This is a genomic window from Bacteroides clarus YIT 12056, assembly GCF_900129655.1.
In the GTDB taxonomy this organism is placed as follows: Bacteria; Bacteroidota; Bacteroidia; order Bacteroidales; family Bacteroidaceae; genus Bacteroides; species Bacteroides clarus.
In genome coordinates, this window is sequence record NZ_FQWK01000005.1 from 340,435 (window position 1) to 352,739 (window position 12,305).

At 47.3% G+C, this 12,305-nt stretch carries 10 protein-coding genes; 5 read left to right on the plus strand and 5 right to left on the minus strand.

The genetic code is table 11. From position 1 onward, the window contains the following. Window positions 1-86: 86 nt before the first annotated feature. The 4 genes from BUB52_RS10845 to BUB52_RS10860 all read right to left on the minus strand — a co-directional run bounded on the left by BUB52_RS10845 (window position 87) and on the right by BUB52_RS10860 (window position 6,053). Window positions 87-1,751 (minus strand): TonB-dependent receptor, encoded by a 1,665-nt coding sequence (locus tag BUB52_RS10845; protein ID WP_009122175.1) that lies wholly within the window; start codon window positions 1,749-1,751, stop codon window positions 87-89. A 9-nt stretch (window positions 1,752-1,760) separates the two neighbouring features. Continuing rightward, the gene (locus BUB52_RS10850; protein ID WP_009122176.1) at window positions 1,761-4,793 is read right to left on the minus strand and encodes a tetratricopeptide repeat protein; all 3,033 of its coding nucleotides are present in this window, start codon (window positions 4,791-4,793) and stop codon (window positions 1,761-1,763) included. A gap of 73 nt (window positions 4,794-4,866) precedes the next feature. Further along, window positions 4,867-5,391 carry an NUDIX hydrolase gene (locus BUB52_RS10855; RefSeq protein WP_009122177.1) on the minus strand — a complete coding sequence of 175 codons (525 nt, stop codon included), beginning with the start codon at window positions 5,389-5,391 and terminating at the stop codon, window positions 4,867-4,869. Window positions 5,392-5,588: 197 nt separating this feature from the next. Continuing rightward, the gene (locus BUB52_RS10860) at window positions 5,589-6,053 is read right to left on the minus strand and encodes an HU family DNA-binding protein (protein ID WP_009122178.1); all 465 of its coding nucleotides are present in this window, start codon (window positions 6,051-6,053) and stop codon (window positions 5,589-5,591) included. A 218-nt stretch (window positions 6,054-6,271) separates the two neighbouring features. Between BUB52_RS10860 and BUB52_RS10865 the strand changes: the two genes are divergently transcribed. Then, on the plus strand, window positions 6,272-6,763 hold the full coding sequence (locus BUB52_RS10865) for a 3'-5' exonuclease (protein ID WP_009122179.1): 492 nt from the start codon (window positions 6,272-6,274) through the stop codon (window positions 6,761-6,763). Between the two features lie 9 nt (window positions 6,764-6,772). Here BUB52_RS10865 and hepB read toward each other — a convergent pair whose 3' ends face one another. After that, window positions 6,773-9,094, minus strand: a complete 2,322-nt coding sequence (gene hepB / locus BUB52_RS10870; RefSeq protein ID WP_009122180.1) for a heparin/heparin-sulfate lyase HepB — start codon at window positions 9,092-9,094, stop codon at window positions 6,773-6,775. Window positions 9,095-9,547: 453 nt separating this feature from the next. Here hepB and BUB52_RS10875 point away from each other — a divergent pair, with 453 nt between their 5' ends. From BUB52_RS10875 to BUB52_RS10890, 4 genes are all read left to right on the plus strand, one after another. Further along, on the plus strand, window positions 9,548-10,150 hold the full coding sequence (locus tag BUB52_RS10875; RefSeq protein ID WP_009122182.1) for an HU family DNA-binding protein: 603 nt from the start codon (window positions 9,548-9,550) through the stop codon (window positions 10,148-10,150). A gap of 78 nt (window positions 10,151-10,228) precedes the next feature. Next, complete coding sequence (locus tag BUB52_RS10880) at window positions 10,229-10,693, plus strand: hypothetical protein (RefSeq protein WP_009122183.1); 465 nt, start codon at window positions 10,229-10,231, stop codon at window positions 10,691-10,693. 11 nt (window positions 10,694-10,704) lie between these two features. Then, a complete protein-coding gene (locus BUB52_RS10885) occupies window positions 10,705-11,508 on the plus strand; it encodes an inositol monophosphatase family protein (protein WP_039950863.1) in 804 nt (267 codons plus the stop codon). 53 nt (window positions 11,509-11,561) lie between these two features. Then, complete coding sequence (locus BUB52_RS10890; RefSeq protein WP_009122185.1) at window positions 11,562-12,266, plus strand: ComF family protein; 705 nt, start codon at window positions 11,562-11,564, stop codon at window positions 12,264-12,266. Window positions 12,267-12,305 lie beyond the last annotated feature (39 nt).

The following is a 12,305-nucleotide window of genomic DNA, read 5'->3' on the forward strand; positions in this document are numbered from 1 at the left end:
AGGAAAAAACAAACTTTCCACCTTATAATATAAGGAGAATTTAGCAAAAATGTCCTTTTTTGCTCGTAATGTTTTTAATCCGGAGATTAGAATTTGAGACTTACACCTCCGATAAAGTTGGTGCCTTCGGTCGGGTATCCCCAGTAATATTGATAATTCCGGTTTAATAAATTGTTTATGCGGGCATAAACGGATATTCCTTTAAAAAACTCGTAACTACCGCCTAAATAAAGGTTATTGACTGCATTAACCTTGCCTTCCTCTACCTTCTCGCGCGAAATATGCCGATAGCCAAGATTAAGGAGTAAAGCGGATATAGGATGTACGTCTATATGCAGATTGGCTTCAAAGGCCGGCTTGTAAGTGAGCACATAGTCTTTGACACCGAATTGACTGTTATCCTTTGCATCCCAACTGCGGTAAGTTCCGGCAGCGACGAATGAGAATATGTTTTTATAGTCGTAGCGTACCTCTGCACCGGCATAGATGTTGCTGGTGTTCCATTGGCTGATGGCGAGCGTCCGGTAGTGTCCCTCTGTAGTTTCATCGAGACCTGCCGGATGGAAAAACAAATCATCTTTCAAATTCTGGTATCCCGCATATAGGTTCAACCATAAACCGATTGCCGGGCTGGCCTTGAAGCCGAGGGCGGCGTTCACTTGCTCGTATGTGGCATCCGGTTGCGAAGTTACCAGCCCGTATGGGCAGAATGCCTCCAAACGGCGGAAATCATTTTGCACTCTTCCTCCTTTGGCCTGCGCATATAGGATGTAGCTATCCGCGAAGTTATACTCTACCGCCACATCAGGAGCTGCCCGGAATTTCTTTCCGAAACCGAAAGCCATGTCAACCTGTGCGCCGATACGTATTTTCCAATCATCGTTTTCCAAACGGTAATGCGGGTTCAGGTTGAGTGAGGTGTAGTTCTCAAAATTATTATTCTTGTACAGTACATTGTCCATTGCCAAACCGATACCGACAATCTGTTTCTCGGATATGCCGCCTGCAACCAGTGCTTTGGTACGGATAATATTCTCTTGATTGTTCAGTGAACCGAAATCGTATTGGCGTTCATAGAGCATCAGGTTGGTCTCTGCGCTGAATTGGAGAGGCAGTTCCTCATCCGTGGATTTCACTCCGAAATGAATGTCGCCTGAAGTGAATTTCTGTTTTCTGACGGCTGCATCAGGCAGGAAATTAAAATTGCTTAATCCAAAGTTACCCGCAACATCCAAGTCTACTTTCTTGAAGCAATGTAAATAACCGATGTTGGCATGAGTACGATAGTAATAAGAATTCCATTTGCCGTCATTGTCAGGTAATTCGAGTTTGCCATCCATACCGTTCATATGGAAATTCAGGTTGATACGATCACTGTTGGATAGCGTGAACAGATAGCTGGCACGTGCATCCAGATTCCCGTAATTACCATAGCCCAGTCTGATATATCCGGGCTGTGTCTTGGCTTGCGTCTCTTTTCCGGTATATGCCTGCATGACAGTTGCAGGAACTGTATTGGCGGGCATAAGGGTTACATCATACTCCACTGTCCTCTTATTGGCGGTCGGCGGCTCTACTTTAGGAAGCACGTTTATTTTGGACGCGTCCAGAATATCGGGATTATACTCCTGTTCCACAACAACTGTCCGGTTCACAGTGGAGTCTTGAGGCTGTTGTTGGGCATGGGTACCCAAAGGTAGGGTTATCAGCGTTATTCCGCTGAGAATATATTGTATCTTTCTCATATTCATTGTGTTCTTTTATTTCAGCTTTTCCAGTCTTTCTTGAATCATTCCTTCAATATTATCGTCTGCATGATAATTTTGTTGCAGGCTTAGCAGATATTGGCGTGCATCCAGTTTCTTGTCCATGGCAACATATACGTCGGACAGAAGGATGAAGCTGCGTGCCAGCCAGTAGGCGTGCGGTGTGCTTTGGTCGATGAAGTTCAATATTTCCTTTTCGGCGGCAGCGTAGTCGCCGGCGTTGTACATCAGTTGTGCTGCCAGATACTTGGCTTCCGCACCGTATAATGTACGGGTATCTTGTGCCAGAATTTTCAAGTCATCCGCCGCTTTCTTCACCGCTTTTTGGTTCAGATAGGCTTTGGCTCGATAGTATAAAGCCTCATGCTGCAATTCGGGGGACAGCTTGGCTTCGGCCAGTAAGGCGGTCGCAGCCTGTATCACTTCAATTTCATCCTTCAATAACACACCACAGCGCAGTACGCCTGTGAGGCCCAGTTGTCGGCGCTCGGCGGTTGTGGTACGGGCTTGCAGCTGTTTGTAGTCTGCCAGGGCCCGTTCGTACTCTTTGTGGTTGAAGAGGATTTCCCCTCGCATCAACAAGGCTTCTTCCGAATACGGACTGTCCGGATACTCCAGCAGTTTGCTTGTATGCTCCAGTACGGCGGTTTCGTCTTTCTGCTCTTTTCCGATAAGACTCAGATAATAGTGTGCATTCAAGCTGAACGCTCCGTTTGGATAGCTTTGCAGATAGCGGATGAAACTTTCTCTTGCAGGGGAGATTTCCCCTTTCATATACACTTTTTCTGCGGCGATATAAGTCAGCGAATCTTGCTCGCTGGGTTCAAAGCGGATGACGCCCGGCATTTGAGCGGCAAGCGCAGCGAATTCATCCACACGGTTGGCTTCCACATAGATGGATTTCAAATCGCGCATGGCAAGCCGTGCTTCTTCGCTGCCCGGATATTTGGAGATGACGTATTTGTAAGCTTCGATAGCGTGGTTGTAATCATCGTTCTGATAATATAACAGTCCGATTTCCGTGGCAGCCTTACGACTGACGGGGCTTTCGGGATATTTGTTCAGCAGCTCCCGGAAAGTAGCGATGGCTTGGTTACTGTTACGGCTTTGCACGTACGAACGGCCTTTCTCATAAAGCGCATTGACGGCATAGGGTGAATTCGGGTACTTGCTGGCCAATTGGTTGAGTAACGTAATTTTTCCGTCATAGTTCTTTTGCAGGCCCGACACCAAAGCCAGTTGGTAGTAGGAGTAATCACCGGCAGGCGTACCCAGGTTTTCCGCCCGGGTGTAGTATTGTCTGGCTTCGTCGAAACGGCGGACATGCATGTAGCAGTCGCCGATACGGTTATACGCATCGGCAAGGACAGTGGCGTTTCCGTTTTTTTGCAGTTGGATGAATTTCAAGAAACGGTCTTGTGCCGTTGCATAATCTTTTTTGTGGAAAGCTATGTATGCCAAGTTGTAGTAGGCAAGGGCATACATTTCCGTATTTTTCTGCGGGGCAAGTGACAGATACTCGTTGAAGTTACGGGCAGCTTCCTGCATACGGTTCAACCGATAATACGATTCGCCCCGCCAGTAAAGGGCGTCGGCTTTTGTCTGCAGATTATATTGGCCTAAGGCAATGCTTTGGTTGAAGTAATTGATTGCCTGTTCGAACTGCGTATTGGCAAAGGATTGGGTTCCCAATTGGAACAGGATTTTCTGCTTGGCTTCCAAGATAGCCTTTCCGGGACGTGCAATGCGTTCAATGGATTTGAGGGCGGCATCATAACTGCGGGTGTTCATATAGACCTCTACCAGATAGTTACTTACTTTATCGGCATATACGGAGTTGGGAAACTCATTCAGGAAATGCTCAAAGACTGTCACTGACTCGCCGAATGCGGAATAAGACGTTTCGTGAATGCAGAGAGCATAGTTGTAGGATGCCTGTTCCTTTATTTTCTGGTCAGCGTCGGATGCGGCGGCCTGTTCAAATGCCATACGGGCTTTATTCCTGTCGGCAAGCTGCAGGTAGGCTAATCCCATATGCAGGTAAGCGTTTTGCGTAAGCGCGTCTTTATCGGTAGTTACTTCACCCAGAATGACAGGAACCTGCGAATAGACTCCCGTCTGATAATAGGACATTCCCAACATATAGAGCGCGTCTCTTCTTCGGGTGGATTCCACATTGTCTTTCAAGTATTGGTTGAAAGCTTCTGCGGCTTCGTGGTATTTGCCGGAATGATAGTCGGCCGTACCTTGTATGCGGTACATCTCTCCCGTATATTTTTGGTTGGGATAGGCAGAGAGATAGTTTTGCGCGACTATTTCCGCTTTGTCATAATTCTTTTTAATCAGATATATTTCCGCAATGTAATAGGGGACGAGCGTCTTGTATTTCGTATTGTCTTGCAGACTGAGAAAACCGCTGAGAGCGTTTTCATACCGTTGTTGTGAGTAGCGGATATACGAAAGGTAATACGTGCAATCCGCTGCATATTTGGAGCCGGTACTGCGTAATGTCTCAAACCAGATAGCGGCTTCTTTCACATTGCCCGTTTTCAGAAAACAGGTTGCCAAACGATAGGTCATGTCATCCCGCTCTTCATTGCTTAGGAGGTCGAGCCGGGCGGAATTGAACATGGCGAGTGCTTCATCATATTTCCCCTCGAAAAAATAGGCAGATGCTATAAGGGCGTAAATACGATTGGCATGAGGAGTGTCGGGATACACATCGAGGTAACTTCGCAATAGTTCTATACTATTGGGACTTCTCAGTTCGTATTCGGCACATACCAGCATATATTCGGCTTCTTCTTTGTCTCCGGCGGCAAACAACGGGTTGCCTTCCGCATTGAGTTGTTTTACAAAAGTATGTAAAGGAGACATGGCTGCGGCAAATGCCTTTTGTTGGAACAGATTCCGTCCTTCTTCATACAGTCGTTGCGGAGAAGTGATTTTCTCGCTCGTCTGTGCTGTCGCGAGCAATGGTGCGCAGCAAAGCGCAGTGTATACTATGCGGTAAATTTTATGTTTCATCTTCGGTTATAGAATGGATGCTTTTACAAAAATACGGGTTTTGGTTTGAAAATGTTCCGATTATTTGGCTTTTTTAGGATATGCCGGACAGGAACATTTGCAGACCTTTACGAATGGAAGCCAGTCCGAAATCATCCGGATGCACGTCTTGTAAAGGAAGAAAGAAAACTTCCTCCGCATCGTCCATTGCTTCGAAATGCAGAGTATCGGTTACCGTACAGCGGAAAAACATATCCAGCGTATGTACGGGAAATCCTGAATAAATATAGATGTTCGGCAGTGAAAACAGATACTCGGCTTGTGTCACTGTCATACCCGTCTCTTCTTTCACCTCACGCGCTACTCCTTCCTCGCCGGTTTCCGCCATGTCAATGAAACCGCCCGGCAAGTCCAGTGTTCCTTTGGCCGGTTCTTTAGCGCGGCGGCACACTAATAGTTCGTTCCGCTCATTCAGTATCAGGGCAACGGTAGCGGAAGAGGAATTGAAATAATAGACAAAGCCGCAATCCTTGCAGATTTTTGATTTTTCATTATGAGTTTCGAAATGTTCCGAACCGCATTTCGGACAATATCTGAATTGAGAAAGAGGATGTTCCATATTGTTTATAGTTTTAGTGGTTGCAGTAGGCAAAGATAGGAAAATCTATCCATATACAAAGAGATGTACAAAATGGATTTAAGCCATCATTTGTCATTCTGAACGAAAGTGAAAAACCTCCTCTCCTATATGTAAGAGAGGAGATTCATCGCTTTTTGGTTGTTGGCCGGTTAGTCTTTACATATTTCTATAAACGTTTATCCCAACGGATTTTCTTCTTCTCCGCTATTGCCACCGCCGCCATTGTTGCCGTTGCCCGCCGTAATGTCCTCGCCGTTAGTTGAGATACGTGTTACGCCGGAGCCCTTTATCATATCTTTCAGTCTTTTCCCCGGAGTGAGAATAAGTTTCTGTCGGTAAATGCTGTCGGCGGTTACGTTTTTGGCTTCAGTCTGGCTTTTACAGTTCAGTCCCGGACGGATAGTGCCGAAATCTCCTAATTTTACGGTTGCTCCAAGACTGACGTAAGTGCTGAGCGCATCAATCAGTCCGTCCATAACCATTTTTACTACGCCGCGCGGAGCCATACCTTCTTTCGTAACTTGGTCGCATAATTTATCGTAGCTGATTTCTCCCACAGAGAACGAAGCGGCTACATACTTTTCAGACTTGGTTTCATCAAAACCGAAAACTCTTTTTTTAATTACATAACGGAATGCCATAATCTTTTTTGTTTTTAATGGTTGTTACTTCGAAATCCTATATCTTTGTGATCACAGTGCGAAGTTACAACATGCCAAAACGGACGGGTGCTTTAAATGTACTTAGATAGTCGCATTTGTACCCATAAAGTCTTATAAAGGTATGTATAGCACTTTAATTACCAACTGATTATAACTTTCTGAAAATAAATTCGGAGATAGCATAAATAAATCGCTTCATGGAGAATTTTGCCGCTATAGATTTTGAAACGGCCAATGAGCAACGTACCAGTGTATGCAGTGTCGGTGTCGTCATTGTGCGGGATGGAGAAATTGTAGATAACTATTACAGTCTGATTCGTCCCGAACCGGAATATTATACTTATTGGAATACGCGTGTACATGGTCTGACCCTGGCAGATACGGCCTGTGCACCTGTTTTTCCGACAGTATGGCAGGAAATCGCGCCTCGTATCGAGGGACTGACATTAGTGGCACATAACAAAGCATTCGATGAAAGTTGCCTGAAAGCGGTATTTCGTACTTATGGCATGGATTATCCCGACTATGATTTCCGTTGCACTTTACAGGCGTCACGCCGTGCCATTAAAGGACTTCCCGATTATCAACTGCATACGGTAGCGGCATGGTGTGGTTACCGGTTAGAGCAACACCACCATGCGCTGGCCGATGCGGAAGCCTGTGCCTGGATAGCCAGGCAGGTTATTTAAAATATCTGTTTAGCGCAGAAACTCGTAATGACCGGCAGTACCTTCAAAAGAAAGAATACCGTCGTCCGAACGAACCTCCATGGCGGGGATATACACTTTCCCGTCTTTCTTTATTTGCCATGTTCCCGGAATGAGGTCGGTGATGACGAATTTCATGGTAGCGTTTCCGTCCACTGTCATATCGACTTTGCCGGACAAAGGCCGGCTGTCTTTGCTGAAGGTAACGACCCGGTCGGCTATCTGTACGCCTACCACTTTCTCCGCGTCAATGCGTTTCACGTTATTCATCTGTTTGCAAGTGTTGTCCGCAACCTGCATTACGTTCAAGAAGTAGTTTTCGGTGGCGGGAGCGGCCGGAGATACTTCCACACGCCATGCTCCTCGTTCGTTGGCGTCATCGGGGCGGTTGGGCAGTGCGTCATTCGGATAGTTAGTCCCGAATACCCAGAACTCTTTTCCTTTGCCGCCGACTTTTTCTATTTGGGCATTTCCCGTTTCGGGCAACAATACGTGGTTTTGCAACATTCCCGTATCGCCGTTCTTCGTGCGCCGAACAGTGAAGCGGTTTCCTTCTATTACGGGTTCTTCAATACTGTGCAATAGCCAGAACTTCTTGAATTGCGGGTCGGAAGATACTACCTTGTCAAATACGATCAGCGCGCCGGGAACCTCGGCAGCGTGCAGATTCAGGAAAACGAAAGAGCGTTTGGCCTCTTTTACTTTCTCTGTATAGGCTTGAGTGATGTCGCCTTTCAGATAGGAATAGTCGGGCTTATAGGCGTCGGGTCCGAATCCGTGTCCCAGGACTTTACCGGTAGTATATTCCTTGCTTAACAGTTGCTTGAATGAGCGGCAGGTTTCCCAACGGTCGCCGGGCATACGTTGTCCGCCGTCATTGGCTGCAAATTCGGTCTTGCCGCCTCCGCCATAGTTCCAGCAGGCGAATTTCTCGTCGGGATTATATACCAGCAGAGAATTATGCGCGATGGTACGTTTGAAGAAATTCTTGTTGTGCGGGCTGTTATATCCGCCGGAGCTTCCCTGATAGGCTCCCGCATCGATAGCCAGAGGGCCTCTGTAATACAATTGGAAAGAACCGCCGTCCATATGCTGGTGGTTACCGACGAACTGTTCGTTTATTTTCATTTCGGCAATCACACTGTTCTTGTCCCATGCCGTACGGGCTATCATCCAGCCGAACGGACTTCCGGAGTAACGTGTCAGCGGTAAGTCATCGGGTGCTTTGGCTTTCAAATCGAAGTCTCTCCACAGGATGTCGAAGATGAGACAGTGGCGTTCGATGTTGGGCTTGCGTTCGTATTCGTATGCCAGATAGCTGTCTTTGTAGAAACTGGACGCCAGCATGGCGGGCAGCGAATAGGACGGTGTGTTTTTCCTGATGGGATTGGTGTCGCCGGCCGGCATTACTTGTCCGTCGGGACGGCGGCGATAGAGGAAGTCATACAGAACGAACTGCTGTGCCGGGCTGTATATGGCCCCTGCACCCATACGCTGCAGAATCCAGAGAGAGAAGAGGTCATTGCTGAAACGTACGTTTACGTAGCTTGTTCCCTGATGATAGTTGTGTCCGGAGTAGATGTAGTTTCTTACCGGCAGATAATCCTTGAACATCATCTTTATTACGTAGTTGTACATATCCGGATATTCGTCGTAGATGGCTATGCCGGCAGAAAGCATATCCCGCAGTATCATCCATTCGCTGGAATGTCCGGCAATCGGTTCGTTGTTGCGGGGCGGATAACCGCATTCCATTGTTTTGGCTATGCGGATGAATGATTCGATATAAGCTTTTTTCTCAGACTCTTTCATTTGGTCGTAGCACCAGTCGTATACCATTGCGCCGCAGGTCAGCATCACACCGCTGGCGCGTGACAGGTCTCCCTTTGTCCCATAATTGACGTTCTGAAGTGTGTCCAGCATGGCGGTAATGGCGCTTCTGGCTTGTTTCTTATCACCGTATACCAGGTAGTCGAGCGCTTGCACCTGTACGCGGCTGGTTACGCCACGCATTTCGAAATAGTAACGGAAACCTCTGTCCTTAACTTTCGCTTCTTCTTCGGGCGTACGGTCTTTGCCTAATTTTGTCAGGGTAGCCAGAACTTCCTTTACGTGCGGATGGTTCATCCGTTTCTTTAAATCCGGCAAATCGGCGGAACGTACATAAAGCCGGGGATGTACTTGCGGTGGAACGGGCACTGTGACATCTTCCATCTTCTCCCAGGTGACTTCTGTCCGGCTTTGTTGGGCATTGCTTTTCAGACAGAAAATGCAGAGGAAAAGACTCGTGATAAATAGAATACTTTTTTTCATGTTTTTTCGTTTGGTATATTAATAAGTAGTTGTTTGTCTATCCGTTTCAGTGGGGCGGACTGCACTTAATCCTCTGTAAATGTAAAGCAAAAATAATTATTTATATAGCCTTTGAATGAACAAAACGCCTTTGGTCTTTCATTTTTAGACATAAGTGATATAGGATGGAACATTATTGATATCACGTGCTTTCCGGTTTGGACATCATGTTGAATAAATTAAATCTCGGATTCACGGGATTTATGCATTCCTATCGGATTTATTAGTATCTTTGACACCGAATGCTAATTCGTTAAACAGCCGTTGCCCGTTCGTTAGACAACTGTCTAACGAACGGGCAACGGCTGTTTAACGCAAGGATGACATCTGTCTGACGAATTATGGTTGGCGATGCGGCTTCTTGCTGTTTATAAACGTATTGGCTGATAATGCCAATCTAACACCTTATTATATATGAGCGCTTATTATGATTTGTATCAAACCCCCAATCCTTCGAGTGAGAACCGTGATGATGTCCGCCTGCACGCCCGTATCCTGCCGAGGGGAACTATCTCCGCCGACAAATTCCGTGAGCTGGTGGCTAAGGCTACCGGCTTCAGTCCCGCCATACTTGACGGAACTTTGCAGGCTGTTACGGACGAGCTGCACAGTTGGTTGTCCGAGGGTTGGACTGTGGAAGTGGGAGAGTTGGGCTATTTTTCCGTTTCGTTGAAATGTGACCGTCCGGTTACCGACAAAAAAGAAATCCGTTCCCCGTCCGTACACTTTCAGAACGTGAATCTGCGGCTGGGCAGTAAGTTCCGCAGCCGTTTCGATACGATGGAGTTGGAGCGTAAGGCTTCTCCGTATGTGTCCCGCTCCTCGATGAGTGAGGAGGAACGGAAAGAAAAGCTGTTGCGGCATCTGGATAAATATGGATGTATCACGCGTACGGATTATGAATCGGCAACGGGATTGGTGAAGCATCGGGCAATGACCGATTTGAACCGGTATCTTGAGGAGGGCGTGATACGTAAGTATGGCAGCGGTAAGACGGTGGTCTATTTGAAACCGTGATATCGGGAGAGAAACTTTTTTTATTAGCGATTTGTTTCTACCTTTGGCATGCGTATAAAATTTTAAAAGCCGATAACTATGAATGTAAAAATGATGTCTGTTTGCCTGGCATGCGCCGGAGCGTTTCTGGCGGGCTGTGGAAACAGTCGTGAAAAAAATGCTGCCGCTGCCGCTGAAACGGAGAAAACGGAAATAGTAGGGGACGATAAGGATGAACATGGATGTATCGCTTCGGCAGGGTATACATGGAGCGAGGTGCAGAAAGATTGTATCCGTCTGTGGGAGAAAGGAGTTCGCCTGGCTTCTGTTGACGATGCGGAGAATACACTGTTTATTGTGTTCAGTCCCGACTCCACTCAAGTAGAACTGTTTTTCTCGGAAGCGGACGCTCCGAACGAAATTCTTGACCGTCGTAGCTTGCCTGCCGGGGGATATGCCTGGAATATGGAAGATGACGATACGAAGAACGTGCGCTTGGAGAATGGCAAGTGGACCGTAGGCCAACGTGGAAAGCTCATTTATAAACAGGTGGCGGACAAATAATTTCTTGAATGATGGATGATTTGAAAACTCTGACCGGTAAGGTCTGTGACATAGCCCGTGCGGCAGGACATTTCCTAAAGGAAGAACGGAAAAGTTTCCGCAGGGAAGCGGTAGAGGAAAAGCATGCCCATGACTATGTTTCCTATGTGGATAAAGAGTCTGAAAAGCGTGTTGTCGCCGCATTGAAAGCTCTTTTGCCCGAAGCCGGTTTCATTGTGGAGGAAGGTTCGGCAGTCTACCGGGATGAACCTTATTGCTGGGTGGCGGATCCGCTGGACGGCACTACCAACTATATTCATGACAATGCGCCTTACTGTGTCAGCATCGCTTTGCGCAATAAGAGCGAGTTGCTGCTGGGAGTGGTTTATGACCCTTGTCTGGACGAGTGCTTCTATGCTTGGAAAGGCGGTGGCGCGTATCTTAACGAACAGCCCATACAGGTGTCTTCCGTCGGCAGGTTGGAGGACGCTTTTGTAGTAGCGGAGCTTCCTTATAATTCGGAGCAGTATGCCCGTACGGGAGAGTATCTGATACATGAACTGTATGGCAAGGTGGCAGGTATTCGTATGAATGGTTCCGCTGCAATGGCCATCTGTTATGTGGCTGCCGGACGTTTCGATGCCTGGCTGGAGGCTTTTCTTGGAAAATGGGATTTTTCGGCGGCAGCCTTGATTGTACAGGAAGCCGGCGGACAGGTGACTGATTTTTATGGTAACGCCTGTTTTATCGACGGGCATCATGTGGTTGCTACCAACGGACGGTTGCATCCGTTCCTGTTGCAGCTGGTAGAGGAAGCCATGCCTTCGGGCATGTAGCGCTCCGGCATGCGGTTATGGACGTTACGCTGATTTTTTGAATTGGCAGTATTATGGAAAACACGCTTAAAACCTGGTTTTTATCTTTTCTTCATTTGTTCTTTTCCCGTCAGTGTGCTGTGTGTGGCACACCCTTGCAGGAAGGAGAGGAGGCTATTTGTCTGAAATGTAATATGAATCTGCCCCGTACGGATTATCATCTTCGTACGGACAATCCGGTGGAACGTATGTTCTGGGGAAAACTTCCTTTGGAACGTGCTACCTCCTATTTCTTTTACCATAAGGGCAGTGATTTCCGCCGGATACTGCATCAATTGAAATATGGCGGCCGTAAGGACTTGGGAGAGACAATGGGGCGTTTTATGGCGGCGGAACTGACTGTTTCGGGGTTCTTTCATAGTGTGGACGTCATTGTGCCCATCCCTTTACATCCCCGTAAGCAACGGATGCGGGGATACAATCAGAGTGAATGTATCGCCAAAGGTGTGGCTGCGGTTACGGGTATTTCTTTGGATGCTGCTTCCGTGATGCGCAGGAAGCATACGGAGACGCAGACAAGCAAGTCTGCCTATGAGCGGTGGGAGAATGTGGACGGCATCTTTCATCTCCGCCATCCCGAACGTTTCGTCGGAAAACATATCCTGTTGGTAGATGATGTACTTACTACCGGAGCTACCACCACTGCGTGCGCCGATGTATTTAGGGACGTAGAGGGCGTGCGTATCAGTGTGCTGACACTTGCCGTAGCGAATTTTTGATAAATACCGATTATTGGAAATAAAAAAAGATTCGCCGCA